Genomic DNA, 18,930 nt, shown 5'->3' with positions numbered 1-18,930 from the left:
GATTCCTATACCGCGATTGGAACGTAGGGGAACGTCTTGCGCGGCTTCGACGTGACCGACTCCTTACCAATCCCAAGTTGGATAGGAGTGTTTGCGGCAGTGGAGAACATGACATTAGGTGCGTTGTCCGTGAGCGAGCGTCCGTTCCACTCGACAAAGCCGAGCGATGCCTGCGTGCCAACAGTGTAAGGAAGCATGTTGGGGAACATGCGATGCGCGATCTTCTCGGCGTATGCGTGGGGATCTTCAGCCGTACCGTATGCCGCAACCACGGCTCCGATGGACTTGGTAACGTGTGCTCCGTAGGTTGCGAAGTCTTCAGAAGGATGTCCGGCATTGAGGCGATTGCCGAAATCTTCGTCGTACTGAGCGAACAGCGGAGGCATCATCGGAAGTCCGACACGGTTGATCGAGCGCCATCCGCCTGCATCCGTTGCGAGTGTAGCCACCGCCCATACACCGATCTTCCGGTTGTTGCCTGCATCGGCGAGCAGTTCGGTATCGGGTACTTCCAACACAATGGCATAGACCGTCTGACCGGCAAACAAGTTGTGCGCTTTGCTCGGATTCCAACCGGTGAGATCCACCTTGGTTCCATCTTCGAACGCGTGACCTACGGCATGGAGTACATCTGGCTCAATCCAGAATGGGTCACCGGCGTGGCCGGCCCAGGCACGCAGACCTGACGGCGCGGTTATGGTCTCATCCGTTACTCCCTGTGCCTCGACCGTACCGGCTGCGTGCGGATCGACAGCATCTTTACCACTAATGCGCCGAATGGTGTATTTCTGCTTTCCCTGTGCATCGCGCTCTTCGAACGTGAGGCGATAGGTGACCTCTTCGACAGCATCGCCGTTGAGATCCACCTTGAACTCGTACATGCCTTCCGGATGATATCCGGGAATTGGGGGCTTCGCGATGGAGTGGCAGACGTTGATCACGAATGCAGTACCAGTCTCCCCACGGAATACGTAGAGATCGGTGATGTCGAGGCGAACGTCCTGGCGAGCGATTGGTGAGTCAAGATGATGCGACATGCTTTTCCCCTTTATGTTTGTGGAATCGGATCGGAAGACTGACGAAAGAGCCGAAGCGGCCGGGGGCAGGCTCATCCCAGCGACCATGACTGCACCGCCAACTAGAATCCTCCGACGCGACATTTCCTGGATTTGGCTTGTGTCAGGTTCAGGAACATCGGTTTTTTTGATTGATCGCATAGCTGCTGTCACCTCCTTGTTTATGCCGACATCATCTTGGCAACTGCATCGTTGAAGCTCTTTACCAAGGCGTTGTAGCCCTCGGTTCCACTTTCAGCGGCAAAGCGCTGCGGCTTGACATTTTCGACGAGGACTTCCGCGACCTCGGGCTGGGACTGGAGAATCTGCATCGACTCCGCGATGAAGTCGTTGAGCGGCATCGCCATCGGATCGCTTGCTTGACGAGAACCGGTAAGCTCGGTCTGAAGATAGGGTGGCACCAGTTCGATGACCTGTATTCCCGTCCTGCCCAATTGGTAGCGGAGCGACTCTGTCCAGGAGTGAAGTGCGACCTTGGTCGCCGAATACACAGGTGCAAAAGCCAATGGTGCGAACGCCAATCCAGACGTCACGTTCATGATGACCGGGTGGCTCTGCTTTGTGAGATGAGGTAGTAGGGCCGAGGTCAGACGGATGGGACCCTGCAGGTTTGTGGTGATGGTGGCCTCGGGCACCGACAGGTCTTCGGGGTGGTTGACCAGGTCTTCAAGACGCATAATACCCGAATTGTTGATCAACACATTGAGCGCAGGATGCTCGGCGACAATCTTCTTCGCGAAAGAAAGGATGGTTGCTGGATCATCAATGTCCAGGGGAATCGAACTCATTCCGGGGTTAGCGCTGGTCGTCTGGTCCAGAACGTCCTTCCTGCGCCCCGCGATGATGACCTTGTTTCCGAGCTTGTGAAAGGCTTCCGCGAGGCCGCGACCGATGCCCGAGCCGCCTCCGGTGATGAGAATAGTGTTGCCGGTCAGTTGCATAAATGCTGTTCTCCTTCGTAGTGGTGTGTGGAGGTGAGGGGCGAGAGCTATCAGGCCCCGTTGAGGTTGCGCACAGAAACGAAACTGCGCCAGGCAAACTTGGGTGCGGCATTGTCGATGCCTTGGCTGTCTTCGAGGGAATGAGACCGCGATCGGCAGCCGTGCTCGAGGGGCATCAGCTTACGATCGGTGGCTCCGCAGCTTCTTGTATCCCATGGGCTGCCTGAAGTTTGAGATTCTCTGTTACAGCCTGAGAATCCTCATACGCGTCGATATCGACAATCTTGAACCAACGCATTTTGAGGATGTGTACGCCATGATTCCTGTAAGGAGAACCGTCGATAAGGGTGTCTTTTGCGGACCATCGCATGATGATCGTGGTGTCATGGGGCAGACCCTTCACCCAGACGTCATGGACAGTAAGAGTGAGTCCAGGGCCCAGGCGTCCGAGACGCTCGAACCAGCGGCGAACTGCCTCACGGTCATGGCGTTCACCGCTCAGGGCGTGAGACCCGTAAAAGCGATGATGAATGTCGAGGACGCAGTCCTTGACCAAGGCGTCGAAGTCCTTCTGGTTTACCCGTTCAAAGTTCTTCCTGGCGATCCGCTTCACAATTGCGTGATACATGCTGCCTCTCCTTCAGAATTCAACTGCCCTGTTCACGGAACATCCACTCTCTGATGTACGGCGAACAGTGCAACACAGAGATGCCCTCTGCTCGACAAGCGTTGAGAAAGCGAATTCCTTTGAGATCGACAAGGTCCACTGCTTCGAGATCCAACACAACTCGTGGTCTGCCGCATGCGATCTCGGCTCTCACCTGATCGAGGTGGTCGCATCGCAACTCCCCGCTCAGCCGAATTCGCGTGCCGCGCTTACCAGAAATCCGTTCAATCTTCAGCGTCATGGGATCACTGGGTCCGTAACTCACGCTGGCTAATGCAACTACGTGGCCATTTTCAATCATTGGGAAAATTGGACTTAGGCGATTCGCAATTGCTCAATTTTGAGCAAATGGTGTTCGATGAGCAATCAGCTGTTGGGAACAGAGCGAATCACTTGGATGGTTGAACTTTGAATCTGTATTTGTCGATTCCCAGGCGCTTGATCTTAGCTTCCAGGGTCGCCCTCGGGAGCTTCAGTTTCGTTGCAGCCCCCATAGGCCCCGAAATACAGCCGCAACTGTCTGCGAGTGCGGCTTCGATCATCTCCTTCTCCTGCTTGAGCAGCGCGCCATTCAGTGCGCCAGTTGGACCTGCAACCTCCGGCTGCTCGCGCTTGAGCCAGGTCTCGTCCACAAGAAATGTGTCTTCCTCGCTCAGGATGACGGCCCTCTCAATTACATTCTGAAGTTCACGAATGTTCCCTGGCCAGTTGTACTCTTGAAACAGTTTGAGAGTTTCTCTATCGATTGTTTTAAACTTCTTTCCCGATTTCTTCCCGTAGCGATCGACAAAATACTCGACCAGCAATGGGATGTCCTCTGTTCGTTCTCGCAACGACGGCACGTTAATCGGCACGACGTTGAGCCTGTACAGGAGATCTTGCCGGAACTTGCCTTCGGCAACAAGTTGATTTAAATCTCGATGAGTAGCCGCCACTACTCTTAGTTGAACAGGGATAGGCTTGTCGCTGCCGACGCGTTCGATTTCACGCTCTTGCAGCACTCGCAACAATGCGACTTGTATCTCCGGCGGAACGTCGCCGACTTCATCGAGAAAGATCGTTCCCCCATCGGCAGCCTCAAAGCGCCCCAGACGCCGTTGTGTCGCACCGGTGAAGGCGCCCTTTTCGTGGCCAAAGAGCTCTGAAGCGATCAACGATGGCGGGATTGCAGAGCAGTTCACGGCAATAAATGCTCGCTTGGCGCGCATCGATCGCTTGTGAATGGCACGCGCAATCAACTCCTTGCCCGTACCCGTTTCACCAAGAATTAATACGGTGGAATCTGACGGCGCCACCTTGCCAACTTGGGAGAGCACACTGCGCAATGCTGGGGAGGATCCCACGATGTCCTCGAACATCGAGGTGCGCTCGATCTGTTCCCGCAACGCCAGACTTTCATTCCGTGATCGCTCTTCCGCTTCGGCTAACCGGCTATTGGCCGCAGTCACCTCGTCGTATTTCAGGGCATTTTTCAGAGTGATCGCAATCTGGTTTGCCACCTGGTCGAGAAACTCAACATCTTGCCCCGCAAAAGCATATTCCCGTCGACTGATCAACTGCAGCACACCCAATGCTCGCCCCTCGCTCATCAAAGGGAGAAAGCAACCGGACTCTGTCCCTTCCTTTTGGACGATGGTGGAGAAAGTTCTGAATGCCTCTGAATTCCAATTGGCTTTCACCTCTGAGAAGCTATTGAGCACCACTGCTTTGGTCCTGCGATATGCAAGGCCGGCGGCCGATCCCTCAACAGGAAAGATCGTGCCTTCCTTGAAGTGCCCCTTACCTTCGGGGAAGTCAATCAAATGCTGGCGCAACGTCTCATCAGACGCGTCCGGTAATGCCAACCCGACGCACTCGCATTTGAACAGGCGTCGAAGCTCACTTGAAATGGCTTGAAAGACCTGGCGAAGTCCACAATGGGCGGCGACTCGGTTGTTGAGATCCAGCAGCAATCGAAGACGATCTCTCTCATGAAATACATGTTCGAGACGGTCTCGTTCGGGTTCCGCCTGCGCATTGCCAATCTGTTCACGATCGGCGATCTCGCGAAAGACGATGTACTTGAACGCCACTTGGCCGGAGATGCAGAGAGGTCCTTCCAGGAGATGAGTCTCGAATCGCTGCCCCCCTTTGCGCACGCACACGGACTCGCTGCAAACGGTCTCTGTCTGAGACATTGATGCAGTTAACTGGTCGGCTTCATCGCGAAGGTCCGGAGGAACAATGAGCGACGAGAGAAGCGTACCGATGATCTCCTCCGGCGCGTAACCGAACATGCGGACAAATTCCTGGTTTGCCCGCACTACGCGACGCCTTCCGTCGACGAATACGATGGCCTCCGGCACTTGCTCGAAGAACTCGTTGAGAAGTGCGCAAGGGCCCATCCCGGTATTGATTTGAATCTGAGGTGGAAGCCCAGGTTCAGACGAGGACATACCGCCCTCCGAGGAAGCAATGGTCGTAATCCGCTTCACTTTAGTATGATACATATCATCTTCTCGTAAAAATTTTATGTTAATGCCGCTAACATTGAATTCGATGGATGTGACTATTCTCCGGATGCAGAAAACTTCACAGGGTCTTTTAGGTCAGTTGTAGGGCTGGTCCACAAAGCGCTCGAGGATCGGCCGGAACTGTTCCAAAGTTCGGCTCTTACCGGCGGCGTTGCTAAGCGCGCCGTCCTGCTCGAGTCCTGCCAGTCCATGTACAAGCGCCCAGGCGGAGACCGCACGCAACTCTGCGAGTTCCGGCGTGCGTTCATACTGCTGCGCGAGACCAACAATCACTCCGAAACCGGCCCTTGCCGAGCGCTCGATTTCGGGATATTTAGATCTGTCGAGGCCAGACTGAAACATCACACTGAAGTAATCCGCATGGTTTCGCGCATAGCGCAAATAAGCCATTCCAGACTCGACAATCTGTTCTCGAAGGTTGCCAACCTTTTCAACGGATTTGCGTATTTCGCGCTCAAGAAGCTCATATCCATCGCGGACGATCTCTGCGAGCAACGCATCCTTATCGTCGAAATGACGATAAGGCGCGGCAACCGAGACACCGGCGAGCCGCGACGCCTCGTTCAGTGAAAAACCTCTCGGGCCCCGATCTCTCACAAGACGAAGCGCCGCCTGCTTGAGACTGGTCTTCAGGTCGCCGTGGTGGTATTCGCCTTTCGCCTTACGCAGGACTTTAGCCTTTTTGACGGGCAAAAGAGCCTCCTGCCAACCATTGTAAATGGTGCTTACATCGTCCCCTGAGGGTGCGTGTTACACGTTCCAAAGAGAATATTAGGCACGGACTTGATCGCTGCGACTTTGCTCAATGAGCCCGGTCTGAAGTCAACAGTTCAATGGGGAAGGTCAACTGTCCGTGTTGGGCGACTTCTCACTAAGTGAATTCGCGATTATTTCGCTCGTTGAGAATGCGGCTATGACAAATGGCTCGTGAGATCGCTGAACTGACGCCCGTTTGCCAGTGCGAATTCCGTGCGTAGGCGTTGAGGTCGTCCATTTTTCCTTGCTATGTCCCGGTTCGTTCGCTCGTACACTAGGGCCCTGCGGAGTCGCGCAACGGGACTATAATCCTGGGGCGATGACAGCAGAGCATGGTTCCGGACAGGATCGAGAACCGCCAGAAAGCGATTTTCTGGCTGGCGGCGGTGAGTTGGGTGAGCGCATCCGGTTGCACGATTGGTCAGCTACGCCTCTCGGCCCAATCTTCGGGTGGCAGCAGGCGTTGCGATCGACCGTAAGTCTTTGCGCGAGGTCCCGTCTCCCCATGATCATCCACTGGGGATGGCCGGATCTTCTTGTCCTCTATAACGATGCGTTTATTCCGCTCATCGGTGATAAGCACCCAAAGGCGCTTGGCCGACCACTCTTCGAGTCGTGGCCCGAATTGCGGCCCGCGATCGAATCGACAATGGAGAACGTACTAACCACTGGCCAAGCCGCCGTGTCGAACGATTTGCTCCACTTCTATCGTCGCGGGGGATACCTCGAAGAGAGGTATTACACCGTATCCTTTAACCCCATCGAACTCGAAGCCGGCAAAGTTGGCGGTTCGTTGTCGCTGGTCGACAACACAACAGATCGTGTAGTTGCCGAACGGCGCCTCCGAACGCTCCGAGACCTTGTGGCCCGTTCCGATGACGCTAAAGAGATTGAAGAGGCATGCCGAATTGCGGGTGATGTGTTCGGCAAAAACCGCTACGACCTACCATTCGCGTTACTTTACGCTGTGGACAAAGACCTGGAACGGGCCAAATTGGCAGCCTGCGTCGGCCTGGACCCAGGAGGAACGGCGAGTCCGCAGATCGTTGATTTCACCGCCCCGGAGCCGCGTGCGGCCTGGCCACTCGCTCGGGCGGTTAACACAAACTCGGTCCAGCAGGTTGACGATTTGGAGGAGAAATTTGGGCCTTTGCCGGGAGGGCAATGGAACGAATCGCCTCAATGCGGGTTGGTTGTGCCGATCACTCTAGTCAACTACAAGGTGCCGGCCGCACTACTCATTGCGGGCATTAGTCCCCGCAGGACTGCGGATCGTGCCTATCGAGACTTCCTGGACTCGGTCGCCAAACTGATCTCTGCAACGATCATGCGTGTGATGGCCGACAACGCCCTGGCCATCCGCCAGATTGTCGATGTCATTCCCCAGATGATCGGCGTACTGAGCACGGACGGCACTGTTCTTTATGCGAATCAGACAATGCTGGATTACACGGGGCTAACGATCGAAGAGACGATGTCGCCGGATTCTAGCGCACGAAGTTTTCATCAGGAGGATGTTGCACGACTGCAGGATGAGCGCCGAAAGGGACTACTCGGCGTTGCGCCATTCAAAAACGAGCAAAGAATTCGGCGTAAAGATGGACAGTACCGGTGGTTTCTCATTCAATACAATCCGCTGCTTGACGATCGGGGACGGGTCATTCGCTGGTACGCGACAGCAACTGACATTGATGATCGCGTCCGAGTTGAAGAGAGGACGCGCAACGAAAACGTCGCGTTGCGAGAACAAATCGACCGCGACTCCATGTTTGAGGACATCGTCGGTTCTTCCAAAGCGTTATCAAAAATTCTGCATCAAGTGGACAAGGTGGCGCGTTCCGATTCGACGGTTCTGATCCTGGGCGAAACAGGTACGGGAAAGGAGTTGATCGCGCGCGCCATCCATAAACGATCGATGCGCGCCGGGCGGGCATTTATTGCTGTGAACTGCGCCGCAATCCCGCCATCGTTGATTGCTTCAGAGCTCTTCGGCCACGAAAAAGGTGCCTTCACTGGTGCGACACAGCGGCGCCTGGGGCGTTTTGAGTCCGCAAATGGAGGGACGATTTTTCTGGACGAAGTCGGCGACGTGCCCCCGGAGATCCAAGTCGCACTATTGCGAGTGCTGCAGGAACGTGAAATCGAACGTATCGGCAGCGACAAACCGATTCCTGTTGACGCAAGAGTGGTGGCGGCTACTCATCGAAACTTGGACCTACTTGTTGCTGAAGGTAAGTTTCGGCAAGATCTCCTGTACAGGCTGCATGTCGTTCCGATTGAGATGCCGTCCTTGCGGGAGCGAGCGGCGGATATCCCTTTGCTGGTTGAATATTTTATTGATCGCTTTGCGAAAAAGGCTGGAAAGAAGTTCAGAACAATCGATAAAAGAACCGTTAAACTGCTCCAGGCATACAACTGGCCTGGGAATGTTCGCGAGTTACAAAATGTAATTGAGCGGGCCGTCATCCTGAGCGACGGCGATAGTTTTTCAGTAGATGAGACCTGGCTTAAGCGTAAGCCGCATCACATCGCAAGTTCGACGGTTGCATTTAGTGGTGCGCTGCTTAGGCAAGAAAAAGAAATGATCGAAGCCGCACTCGCGGAAAGCCGCGGCAGAATCTCAGGGCCAACGGGGGCTGCAGCCAAACTTGAGCTCCCGAGAGCGACCCTCGAGGCAAAAATCAAGCGCCTGGGAATCGACAAATATCAGTTCAAAGTTTCAACCGTCTAGCTGGTTCTCTCCGCAACCTACCTAATCCATCCCCCGATTTGCTCAGCGATCACCATTTGCTCAAAATTGGACATCTGCGGCTTCTCTAAATTGCAGCTATTCAACGAGTTAACAATGGCCCAGCAGTTGCATCCGCAAGGGTGGGCTTCGGATGCGGGGATCCATGACGCTGAGGATTGAACGGGTTTCTGGCAAGCGCAGAACACGGATTCGACTGAGCGGGGAGTTGCGGTACGAACACCTCGACCAGGTGAAGGCCGAGATCGAGCGCAGTGGACCACGAGTCGTTTTGGACTTGGAGGAGGTGGATCATGTCGATGTCGAAGGCGTGCGCTTTCTCAACGCGTGTCGCGCGGAGGGTCTCTCAGTGCTGCACTGTTCGCCTTATGTCAGAGAGTGGATGTTCCGCGAACAAGCGGAAGCAAGAAAGTCTCGAGGCGATTAGTGCAGGGGGTCGCGCCAGATGGAACCAACCGAAGTCCGAAGGAGAAAGTCAATGAAACGTTCCAGTACGTTAGCCACATTAGCCCTAGGAGGGATTATTGTTATGACTCAAGTAGCCTCAGCGCAAGCGCCGAACGCGGCAACAGATCCTCGAATCGATCCACAAGTGAGAGCTTTTTTGGCAGATCTCAACAAGGACACCAGTCCGTTTTGGACACTGCCCCAGCCAAAGCCGCAGGAAATCCTCACCGGGCTGCAGAATAAGACGCCGGTCGACATGTCCGGCGTGACCACGGTTGAAAAGACGATTAGCCAGGACGGACGCTCGGTGAAGCTGTACATCTGCCGTCGAGGATCTTCCCGTACATTCCTGCCGCCTCTTGAGAACTAGTCGGCTCTCGCCTGAGCGTGCTGTCCGTCTTCAACTAATCAAAAGCAGAGAAGGAGAAAAGAGAATGAACACGTTCACTACGAAAGATGGAACCTCAATCTACTACAAGGACTGGGGAGCGGGACCGGTCGTCACCTTCTCTCACGGATGGCCTTTGAGTGCCGATGCCTGGGACGCACAAATGTTATTTCTCGGACAGCGAGGTTATCGTGTCATCGCCCATGATCGTCGAGGCCACGGGCGCTCTGGCCAAACTTGGCAAGGCAACGATATGGATCAATACGCTGACGATCTTGCTGAGCTGATGAATCACCTTGATATTAAAGATGCAATGATGGTCGGCCATTCCACCGGCGGAGGCGAGGTTGTCCGCTACGTCGCGCGGAATGGGCAGAAGCGTGTAGCTAAGGTCGTTCTGATTGCCGCCGTTCCCCCGCTGATGCTCAAGACGGAGAAGAATCCAGGCGGTTTGCCGCTATCGGTTTTCGATGATATCCGCACCGGTGTCGTCAACGACCGTTCTCAGTTTTTTAGAGACCTGAGTCTTCCGTTTTATGGCTACAACAAACCCGGAGCAAAAGTCTCCGAGGGAGTTCGGGAAGCATTCTGGTTGCAGGGGATGCAATCCTCGATCATTGGTGCGCACGACTGCATCAAAGCTTTTTCCGAAACAGATCAAACTGAAGATCTCAAGAAGATCGATGTCCCAACGCTTGTGATTCAGGGAAATGCCGATCAGATCGTGCCGATCGATGATTCGGGAAGAGTGAGCGCAAAGATTGTCAAGAATGCAACCCTGAAAGTGATCGCCGACGCCCCCCACGGGCTATGCACTACACATGCAGATGTCATCAATCAGGAGGTTCTCGTATTTCTTCAGAAATAGCCGATTGTGGCGCGGCGGCGCGAATGCCACGCCGCATTGGCCGCCGCCGCGATTCGCGCGATGGCAGTTTGGTTCGAGGGTTCCAATATTTGCCAGACTGCAGGGGCAGAGTGCAACTTTACAAATTTTAGGAGGAGGATGAGATGGTGTCCAAGAATGTCAAACAGTTGAAGGAGAGAGAAGAATGGGGGCTTGAAACACCGACGGATCTTTCGGCGGCAGGCGTAGCAGAAATATCTCAGGCTTTACGCCGATTGCTCGCCGATGTCTTTGCTCTCTATCTTAAGACCAAGAATTTCCATTGGCACATGAGCGGTCGTCATTTCCGGGACTACCACTTGCTCTTGGACGAGCATGGGGAGCAAATCTTCGCTATGACCGACGCGATCGCGGAGCGGGTGCGCAAGATCGGGGGCATGACGATTCGATCGATCGGCGACATTTCGCAGCATCAGCGCTTGCAGGACAACAACGAAGAGTTTGTCGCGCCCCAAAGCATGCTCGAAGAGCTCACCGCGGATAGTCGCCTCCTAACGGGATTCATGCGTGCCGCCCATGAGGTTTGCGGGAAACACAACGACGTGGCCACGGCGAGCCTGATCGAGACCTGGACCGATGAAACGGAACGCCGCACCTGGTTTCTATGGGAGATTACTCGCAGTCGCGATTGATCGCGGCGAGGCGACATCAGGGCCGAATACGGTGGGCGTCTCCGCTTGATCAAGCAAGTACGAGAGCCGACCCACCGATTCGAGCACCTGGATGGAAGGGCTTCTACGTTTAGAAGACCATCGCGAACGATCCTCTGATCAACACATCGGCTGTGAATGCTCCTGGGCCTAGGAACGATCCGTCTCGGCAGATGTCGTACAGGGGGGAACAACCACAGTCCGCAAGTGGCCGTTTAACCGGCTTGTCGGAAAGGTGAAACCGAACTGCCTGAGGAGTCCTGTTTCCGGAAAGTTCGAGGGCGATGCGGGTGCCCGCCGAAGTCTTGGCCAGCATATTGCGTCAAACTGGTGTTTTGGCCACTTTATGGTGTTTCATTGACGGCTCGCCGCAAGTGCGGGGTATTGAAAAAGAAACGGATAGGGTTGGCCAGCTTATGGTGTTTTTGGCCGCTTTATGATGTTTCTGTCACCCAGCATGAACGGGGATTTCCCGCCTGCCTTTACCTCGCGGCTTAGTAGAGGATTCCACAACCGTGGTTAGTCATGTCGGGTCGTAATTATGAATTTCTGAAATCAGCAGCAGCCAGTGGAACAGGTTCCGATCGTCATGGGAACTCCAATGCGGTGTGACCGGGGCCCCTCGTCCCTGACAATATCTAAGTCTTTTATAATGTTCATTATAAGCCCACGACAATGTATATTGTCAGGGGTAAACTCATTTCATGACCAACGAGGCTCTTAATGGAGTGGAGGTCGACCCTGGAATCTTTGTCCCCCTCTACTATTAATGTCCGGCTCTCGGCGGTTCGGAAGATGGTCGGCGAAGCTCGCCGCGCCAGGATGATCGGCCAGGAGGAGGCTGCGAGCCTGACCGACATCCCGAACATCCGGCAGAGGGGAACTCGGCTGGGAAACTGGCTGACCCGGGAGCAGGCGAAAGATCTCCTGACCGTCCCCGATCGCTCGACCCTGAAAGGGAAGCGCGACTATGTGATTCTGTCTCTTTTGGTCGGCTGCGCCCTCAGGCGGAATGAACTAGCCGAGCTCGACGTCACGACTATCCAGCAAAGAGAGGGTCGGTGGGTCTTGGCAGACCTCGAAGGCAAGGGCCGGCGAATTCGAACGGTGGCCATCCCGATCTGGGTGAAGAAGGGAATCGATGTCTGGATGACCGTGGCTGAGATTAAAGATGGCCGGCTGCTCCGATCGGTCTCTAAGAGCGGGAAGATCAATCGCGACACCTTGAGCGACTGGGCGGTCTGGTCAATAGTTGAACAGTCATCGAAGCAAATCGGGATCGAGCACTTCGGCGCCCACGATCTTCGTCGCACCTGCGCCAAGCTCTGCCGTAAGAATGGCGGGGATCTCGAACAGATCAAGTTTCTGCTAGGGCACTCGTCGATCCAGACGACCGAGAGATACCTGGGCTCCGATCAGGAGATCGCAGTGGCGGTGAACGATAATTTAGGACTGTAGCTTCGCCGGATTGGAGATGTTGATTCCTGTTTACCTCTGCTGACGGACCGAACGAATTACGAACCTATACTTTATTCATGGCGAAAGCTGATTCAATCGAGCTCTACGATGGTATCCGCCAGCTCGTCCTTTCGGCTCGCGGAGCCGCGGCCCGGGGACTCAATCTCTTACAAGTTCACACAAACTATGAGATCGGTCGCCGCATTGTGGAGGAAGAACAGGGTGGCGCGGACCGGGCGCAGTATGGCAAAGGAAGTGATCCGAGAGCTGGCTGCTCGACTGACCACGGAGTTCGGCAATGGCTTCTCAAAGAGCAATCTCGAGTACATGCGCCGCTTCTACATTGCTTATCCGGGTCGAGACCCTCAGATTGCCCAGACAGTGTCTGGGCGATTCGGTGAGCCGGAGCAACGTGCACCTTCTCGAACTGCCCAGACACTGTCTGGGCGGTCCGTTACGCCAGCTGCAGAGCAACCCTTTGCTCTGAGCTGGTCTCATTATGTGTTCCTCTTGGGACTAAATGAGCAAGAGCGCAAATTCTATGAGATCGAGGCCACGCAGCAGAACTGGACTCTTCGGGATCTGAAGCGCCAATTCAACTCTGGCCTGTACGAACGACTTGCACTCAGTCGAAATAAGAAGGGAATCCGCGAGCTGGCCCATCAGGGGCACGGAGTTTCGAGACCACAGGATATCCTTAAGGAGCCCTACGTCTTAGAGTTCCTTGGACTCGAGAGCAAGGCCGTCTACTCTGAATCCGATCTCGAAGCGGCGATCGTCGAGAATGTGCAACACTTCCTGCTTGAATTAGGCAAAGGCTTTCTCTTCGAAGCACGTCAAAAGCGCTTCACCTTCGATGAAGAGCACTTTTTTATCGATTTGGTTCTCTACAATCGGCTGCTGAAATGCTACGTACTCATCGACCTAAAAATAGGGAAGCTGACGCATCAAGATTTGGGTCAGATGCAGATGTACGTCAACTACTTCGATCGCTTCGTCAAGTCCGATGGTGAGAACTCGACGATTGGCATCGTCATGTGCAAAAAAAAGAACACTGCGCTTGTAGAAATCACACTACCAAAAGACGCCAATATTCATGCCCGTGAATACCAGCTTTATCTTCCCAGCAAAGAGGAGCTTCAGCGAAAGTTAGAAGAGTGGATAGAAGAGCAGGTGACGGAAGGTGAATAGAAGATCTGCCTATTTGACATAGTTCATGTACTGGCTATAGCCAAAGGTCACGGACAGTGTTCGATGATGTTTCGGTCTACAAGAAGTGTGTAGCTTGGGAAGATATTTGTCGTAGATATTTCGGCGCAACGTGGCACAACGGCAAGGTATCGAGATCCCTTGCTTTGATCGTGCCTTCCGACTCCATCTTGCTGAAAAAAACAGACACCTATCGCGCCGTCGTGAGCGTTAGTTAATGAAGCGATCGTCATTTCCAGAGGCTACGGTACGACAAATAACTCCAAAAATATCTACGTCCAATAATCTCAAAAAGCGCACGAAAGGGAAGAGGCCGTCCGACTTTCTGTATTTGGGTTTGCAGTTCGTGAAACCGGGAAGCCGTCCAAACCTCCTCCAGTCCGCTGCGCTGCGGTCAGCGTCGTAGCGCTCGGCCAATGTCTGCGAGGCAAAGGTTCCGAGGCGCTTAGCACCCAATGGTGATTGAGTTCGCGAAGCTGCTTGCAAGGGAAGTGGTGATCGTGAGGTGAAGGCATGAGTTCTTGCTAAAGGGATTGAGCTGGACGTACGATGACGAACTCGTTGGTCGTTGCGCTCATCGCTTGTGCTGCTTTGGTGGCAGACGGCAGGTCGGAGTAGGCGCCGGTACGGACGGCAAACCAAGTGGTTCCGAGTGCGTCCCTTATGCTCATGATGGTAGCTGCGACTCCCTGATCTTTGAGGATCTTAACCCTCGCTTCAGCGTTCTGCTTACTGCGAAAGGCGCCGATTTGGAGGCTGAACTGCGGTGACGGATGTGACTTGTGACTATGATCCGGCGATGGTTTCTCGATTTGCAGCGGTGCGCTTGCGGGCAATGGCTCTGAGGGGCTTACGTCAAGGGGGGTGGGTGGAGATGGCAGAGGGTTCGGTTTCTCCACGCTACGCGCCTGCACAGGAGGGACAGGTTGTGGCTTGGATGCCGAGGCGTTGGATGAGCTAGACCGGATACCTAGAAGAAAGCCCGCCAAAACGAGTAGCACGGCGATGAGGAGGACGCATGAGGTAAGGATTACCGCGTTCTTTTTTTCGAAGCTGAAATCGTAGCTCATCGGGGGGTGCTCCGGCCGGAAGGTGGACGGCAGTAAGATCAGGGTACTGCAACAGTGGCTTGTCCGGGCGAATTGATCTGGATGACACCGCCCCAGGTGCACATCAGTTTGGATTGGTCGTCGAGCGCGGGCATATTGCCGATCAAAACGGTTGGTGCTCCGGGTAACCAGGGCGCTGGGGTGGCCGGGACGCAAGGCATTGGCGTGAGGACTCCAAGTGCCGCAGCGGTAGCCGCGATTACGGTGGGGTTTGTTGGAGAGGAGCACATGGCGAAGGAAGGGATGTTGATCATGGGCACCGAATCTGCGACGGTGGCAGCGGGAGTGTTGGTGAGGACACCATTGACAGGTAGTACTGAAAGTGGAGCGGGAGCGGCGCCGAAGCTGCACTGCAGCAGGGCACCCATGCAGACGAGTTGTGCCATGTGGCCTCTCCTTCTAAAGTTCAATTTCTTCAGTCAATGACAGTTTGTAGTGGAGGTTATGAGTTGATCTTTACCAAGGATCCTTTGAGCTCCAGGATGCCGGAGCTTTCGACGGAGTGCTGAGAGTTTGCTTTGCTGGAGATCGACGTCTGGGCTTCGTTGGTCATGGAGGTACCGGATTTGTTGGTCAGCGCAGTTCCGGCTTCGATGTCGAAGGTTGTGCCGGATTGGATGCTGATAGCGCCCGAGACTTGGATTTTGAGATCACCGCTGATGTTAAGGACGTAGTCGCTGCTAACGGTATGGCTGAATTTGCCGCTGTTAGTATGAGTCTCATCGCCGCTGACGGTAAGGCTGCGTTTGCCGCCTACAGTGTGGGTTTCGTTGCCCTGAGTGATGTCCACTGTACGGTTGCCCTGGGAGACGGTTAGGGATTCATCCTGCGAAGTGACGGTGACCTTACGGTTATTGGCGACAGTGATTGCCTGATCGCCGAGAATGTTGACGTTCATGTCCTTCTGCGCTTGCAGAAAGACCTCCTCGGAGCCCTGTTTGTCATCGAAGCGGATTTCGTTGAAGCCGGAGCCGCCCTTGGATGAACTGCTCTTGATGGTGGACTTGGTCTGTTCGTCTGGAAGGCCGTACGGCGTGGTTTGTTGGCCGTTATAAACCGAGCCCGTGATGATGGGACGGTCTGGGTTGCCGTCCAGAAAGCTGACGATGACTTCCTGACCGATTCGGGGAAGGAAAAAGCCCCCCCACTGCTGTCCTGCCCATGGCTGCGCAACGCGAATCCAGCAAGAGCTGGTCTCGTCTTGTGCGGCTGACTGATCCCAGTGAAACTTGACCTTGACGCGTCCATACTGGTCTGTCCAGATCTCTTCACCGCTCTTACCCACAACGATGGCTGTCTGGGCTCCACGGATGATCGAGTGTGGGGTCACTCTTGGGGGCCGGAAGGGAGTGGAAGCGGGGAAGGCAATAAAGCGGTTTCTGTAGCGAGCTGTCGAGACCTCAAGTTGGTGACCGACGGAGCGGAGGACGTATGCAGTATTGGCGGTGGCGTTGAAGTGGCCAGCGAGGGTAAATTTTGCGCCGGCCTGAAAGGCACGGCACATGCTGGTGCCGCGGAGCTGCCGCTGGTCGACCTCGGAACTGGTGAGTTGAAGGCTGGTGATGGTTTCGCCGTCGGATTTAGCCGTGAAGAGGCCGGGATACTGGTAGACAGATAGGACACTTGCGAAGGTGCCGCCACCGGATCCTTCGGAGACGGCGAAAAGGTCGGTGGTGGGAGTAATGAAGTTGAAGTCGTCAGAAGAGACTTTGATCGGGGTCAGCTGTTGCTCGAGGCTGCCCTCAATCATGGCGTCGATGGTCTCCCAAGTGCGGCCGGTCTGGCTGAAGTTGATAGTGTCGATACCGGGTAGCGCAGGAAAAGCGCTGGCGTCGTCGGCCAAGACGAGGGTGTGTGCGCTGGCGGTGTGGATAAAGAAGTAGAAGATGCCCTCGCTCTCCATGAGGCGGGAGAGGAAGTCGAAGGTCGTTTCGCCGTATTGCACACAGTAGTCGCGAGCGGCGTAGGTGGCAGTCAGGGAGTTTTTGTAGTCCGACAAACCTAGATCACTGAAGACCTGGGTGATGATGCTAGGCACCGTCTGGTTCTGAAAGATGCGCTGGTTGGTGTTCATACGTAAAAGAGCAAACCAGGGCTCAATACGGGCAAAGTAGGTGGTGGAACCGTTTTCGGACTGAGCGCCCTGGCCAAAGGATGTAACGATGCCGTGAAGGAACTGTGATTGACCGCCGGGCAGGTTGAAGGTGACCGCGATGGCCTGAGTGAGCGCTTGGGTGAGGTCTAGGGAGGAATTTGAAGATGAGAGTTCCAGCCGGAAGGAGAAGGTGGTGGACAGGCCGTCCTCTCCTTCGAGGGACACAAGCGTGAGCGTGTCGCTGATCGGAGTGGTGATCGAGACGTCGAGGGGCATGAGATTTGGATCCCGAATCGTGGTTGATGCGATTGTATTGGACTGGACGTTTCGCCTAGGGATGTCGCAGCGTGACGGTCGGGGCTTGAGTGAGATGTCTGGTCTTTAGCCAAGAGGTCCACCCCAGACGGGAGCGACCGAGGCGGCTTACGGGTACATCTGCAGCACTGAGGCGCAGGTGTGTATGCACTTCAAGCACGTCGCCGGCGTAGAAATGGACGAGGGCGATGAGGCGGCGGTTGGTGGGTCCTCCGGGAAGAAGTTTCTGGAATTCCGCGAAAGAGAGCGGACCCAGGATGAGGTCGAAGCGGCCTTGGGGATTCCAGGTGCGAGTGCCAAGCACTAAGGTGCGGCCCAGGGCGTTATTGCGGCTGCGCAAAGGAAGCGAGCGTCGCTTGGAGGAGCAGCGAACGCCAAGACGCGTCCGATCTTCGGGTTCGATTCGATTCCATGAACCGAGAAGACTGCGGCTAGCGACGGGAATCTCCAAGGCGTGTTCAAGGATGCGTTCGAGGCCGACCAGGGAGCGTGGACGCTGCCAGAAGAGGCCTGCGTAGGGGAGGAGTTCTTCGTCAGGGATGGAGAGCCGATTCTGAAGTTCCTGAAGGCCGAGACCAGAGAACGCCAAGAGGTACTGGGACATTTTATTGCGGGAGCGGCGTGTGGTGGGAACATCAGCTCCGGTTTGCGCATTCTGTGGTTGGATTGGTTCGAGCCAGGAACGATGGTGCAAGTGGACGCGGTAGAGGAGCGACAGAAGGCGGTGGTGGAAGATGTCGAAGAAGTCGCGAAGGGCATGGTCGCGGTTACGAGCTTGGGCCTGAAGAAGCTCGGCGACCCAGTCAGGAAGTGGGGACGCACCACCGGCGAGGGAGTAAAGGTTGACGACCAGCTCGGGGGGATGTCGCGAGTCTTGCGGGGGGAGGAAGGTGCGGAGTTCACTGGGGGCGAAGTCGAAGCCGACGTGAGAGCGCAGTTGGACCGCCTCCTTGCTGGGGTCGGGGCCGAGCGCGAGAGGTGTCGAGGGGGTGAACTGTTCGAGGAGCCGAACAGCTTGAATAAACTCGAAGCGGTAGGGCTCAGTAAAGAGCCATTGACGAATTGAGGGGCTTTCACGCCAGCCGAAGGAGGTCATTTATGGTGGGCTTCGGCTAGTTGCTGGGTGGACGCCAGTTGGCGGCGATGTGGCCCATGCGATCAGCCTCGGATTCGAGGGCATGATCTTGCACAACGGCCACACCCGAGCCGAAGGGATTTGAGACGCGTCCGGCACGTTGCTGCACGACATGTTGAAGCTCATGGCCAAGGAGAAACTGGCCGTGTGGTGTGTGTGGGTTGTACTGCCCAGGGGCGAAGTGAATCTCCGAACCCCAGGTGAAGGCGAGAGCCCCAATTGAGGATGCTTCGGAACCGACATGGATACGGACGTCTGAGAAGCTGCTGCCGAGAGCGCTCTCCATTTTGGCCTGAACATCGCGTGGTAGAGGCCACCCACCCGACTTGGGTCTTAGCTCAACCTGAAAGGATTCGACGCCGGGGCGGGAGATGTTTGGCTTGGCTTGAGCCGCAGTGCCGGGACGACGAGGGAATGGGTTTGGCCTGCTGAGGAACATACCCTGCACGGCTCGACTTGAAAGGGGACGTGCGAAGCCGAAGGGCGTTGCATAGCTTGGTCGGTATGGTTTGGGT

The 18,930-nt window shown here is 55.3% G+C and carries 19 protein-coding genes and 1 pseudogene; 8 read left to right on the top strand and 12 right to left on the bottom strand.

Translation table 11 applies throughout. From position 1 onward, the window contains the following. Positions 1-5 precede the first annotated feature (5 nt). From BDD14_RS30170 to BDD14_RS30155, 4 genes are all read right to left on the bottom strand, one after another. Positions 6-1,037, bottom strand: a complete 1,032-nt coding sequence (locus BDD14_RS30170; protein WP_130425104.1) for a DUF4331 family protein — start codon at positions 1,035-1,037, stop codon at positions 6-8. Between the two features lie 200 nt (positions 1,038-1,237). After that, positions 1,238-2,017 (bottom strand): SDR family oxidoreductase, encoded by a 780-nt coding sequence (locus BDD14_RS30165; protein ID WP_130425102.1) that lies wholly within the window; start codon positions 2,015-2,017, stop codon positions 1,238-1,240. A gap of 175 nt (positions 2,018-2,192) precedes the next feature. Further along, positions 2,193-2,645: a nuclear transport factor 2 family protein gene (locus BDD14_RS30160; RefSeq protein WP_130425100.1), complete on the bottom strand. Its 453-nt coding sequence runs from the start codon at positions 2,643-2,645 to the stop codon at positions 2,193-2,195. A 428-nt stretch (positions 2,646-3,073) separates the two neighbouring features. Then, entirely contained in the window at positions 3,074-4,636 is a 1,563-nt protein-coding gene (locus tag BDD14_RS30155; protein WP_242618392.1) for a sigma-54-dependent Fis family transcriptional regulator, read from the bottom strand. Positions 4,637-4,654: 18 nt separating this feature from the next. Between BDD14_RS30155 and BDD14_RS33540 the strand changes: the two genes are divergently transcribed. Next, a complete protein-coding gene (locus BDD14_RS33540; RefSeq protein WP_242618391.1) occupies positions 4,655-4,864 on the top strand; it encodes a hypothetical protein in 210 nt (69 codons plus the stop codon). Here the strand turns inward: BDD14_RS33540 and BDD14_RS34920 are convergent. After that, positions 4,766-5,068: pseudogene (locus tag BDD14_RS34920) on the bottom strand (PAS domain-containing protein); the annotation flags it as partial. The gene BDD14_RS33540 and the pseudogene BDD14_RS34920 overlap by 99 nt on opposite strands. A 204-nt stretch (positions 5,069-5,272) precedes the next feature. Next, positions 5,273-5,890, bottom strand: coding sequence for a TetR/AcrR family transcriptional regulator (locus tag BDD14_RS30150; protein ID WP_130425096.1), 618 nt, complete (start codon positions 5,888-5,890; stop codon positions 5,273-5,275). Between the two features lie 568 nt (positions 5,891-6,458). Between BDD14_RS30150 and BDD14_RS30145 the strand changes: the two genes are divergently transcribed. From BDD14_RS30145 to BDD14_RS30115, 7 genes are all read left to right on the top strand, one after another. Then, positions 6,459-8,684, top strand: coding sequence for a sigma 54-interacting transcriptional regulator (locus BDD14_RS30145; protein WP_165420425.1), 2,226 nt, complete (start codon positions 6,459-6,461; stop codon positions 8,682-8,684). A 163-nt stretch (positions 8,685-8,847) separates the two neighbouring features. Next, positions 8,848-9,129 (top strand): STAS domain-containing protein, encoded by a 282-nt coding sequence (locus BDD14_RS30140; RefSeq protein ID WP_165420424.1) that lies wholly within the window; start codon positions 8,848-8,850, stop codon positions 9,127-9,129. 51 nt (positions 9,130-9,180) lie between these two features. Further along, positions 9,181-9,519 carry a hypothetical protein gene (locus BDD14_RS30135; RefSeq protein WP_207231945.1) on the top strand — a complete coding sequence of 113 codons (339 nt, stop codon included), beginning with the start codon at positions 9,181-9,183 and terminating at the stop codon, positions 9,517-9,519. A gap of 64 nt (positions 9,520-9,583) precedes the next feature. Then, positions 9,584-10,405, top strand: coding sequence for an alpha/beta fold hydrolase (locus tag BDD14_RS30130; protein ID WP_130425090.1), 822 nt, complete (start codon positions 9,584-9,586; stop codon positions 10,403-10,405). A gap of 143 nt (positions 10,406-10,548) precedes the next feature. Beyond that, positions 10,549-11,076 (top strand): Dps family protein, encoded by a 528-nt coding sequence (locus tag BDD14_RS30125; RefSeq protein ID WP_130425088.1) that lies wholly within the window; start codon positions 10,549-10,551, stop codon positions 11,074-11,076. 813 nt (positions 11,077-11,889) lie between these two features. Then, on the top strand, positions 11,890-12,552 hold the full coding sequence (locus tag BDD14_RS30120) for a tyrosine-type recombinase/integrase (protein ID WP_242618390.1): 663 nt from the start codon (positions 11,890-11,892) through the stop codon (positions 12,550-12,552). A gap of 108 nt (positions 12,553-12,660) precedes the next feature. Continuing rightward, positions 12,661-13,743: a PDDEXK nuclease domain-containing protein gene (locus BDD14_RS30115; protein WP_341273344.1), complete on the top strand. Its 1,083-nt coding sequence runs from the start codon at positions 12,661-12,663 to the stop codon at positions 13,741-13,743. Between the two features lie 228 nt (positions 13,744-13,971). Here the strand turns inward: BDD14_RS30115 and BDD14_RS34915 are convergent, their stop codons facing one another. Genes BDD14_RS34915 through BDD14_RS30085 form a run of 6 tightly spaced genes read right to left on the bottom strand, consistent with a single transcriptional unit; the run spans position 13,972 to position 18,854 of the window. Continuing rightward, positions 13,972-14,403 (bottom strand): DNA-primase RepB domain-containing protein, encoded by a 432-nt coding sequence (locus BDD14_RS34915; protein ID WP_423201826.1) that lies wholly within the window; start codon positions 14,401-14,403, stop codon positions 13,972-13,974. Continuing rightward, positions 14,286-14,831 carry an SPOR domain-containing protein gene (locus tag BDD14_RS30105; protein WP_130425086.1) on the bottom strand — a complete coding sequence of 182 codons (546 nt, stop codon included), beginning with the start codon at positions 14,829-14,831 and terminating at the stop codon, positions 14,286-14,288. The genes BDD14_RS34915 and BDD14_RS30105 overlap by 118 nt, the downstream gene beginning before the upstream one ends. 38 nt (positions 14,832-14,869) lie before the next feature. Next, positions 14,870-15,256: a DUF4280 domain-containing protein gene (locus BDD14_RS30100; protein ID WP_130425084.1), complete on the bottom strand. Its 387-nt coding sequence runs from the start codon at positions 15,254-15,256 to the stop codon at positions 14,870-14,872. Between the two features lie 56 nt (positions 15,257-15,312). After that, on the bottom strand, positions 15,313-17,241 hold the full coding sequence (locus BDD14_RS30095) for a type VI secretion system Vgr family protein (protein WP_130425082.1): 1,929 nt from the start codon (positions 17,239-17,241) through the stop codon (positions 15,313-15,315). Between the two features lie 55 nt (positions 17,242-17,296). Then, complete coding sequence (gene tssG, locus BDD14_RS30090) at positions 17,297-18,376, bottom strand: type VI secretion system baseplate subunit TssG (protein WP_130425080.1); 1,080 nt, start codon at positions 18,374-18,376, stop codon at positions 17,297-17,299. 16 nt (positions 18,377-18,392) lie between these two features. Beyond that, positions 18,393-18,854, bottom strand: coding sequence for an eCIS core domain-containing protein (locus BDD14_RS30085; protein WP_207231943.1), 462 nt, complete (start codon positions 18,852-18,854; stop codon positions 18,393-18,395). Between the last annotated feature and the right edge of the window lie 76 nt (positions 18,855-18,930).

Source organism: Edaphobacter modestus (assembly GCF_004217555.1).
In the GTDB taxonomy this organism is placed as follows: Bacteria; Acidobacteriota; Terriglobia; order Terriglobales; family Acidobacteriaceae; genus Edaphobacter; species Edaphobacter modestus.
This window is presented reverse-complemented; position numbering and strand designations above follow the sequence as displayed.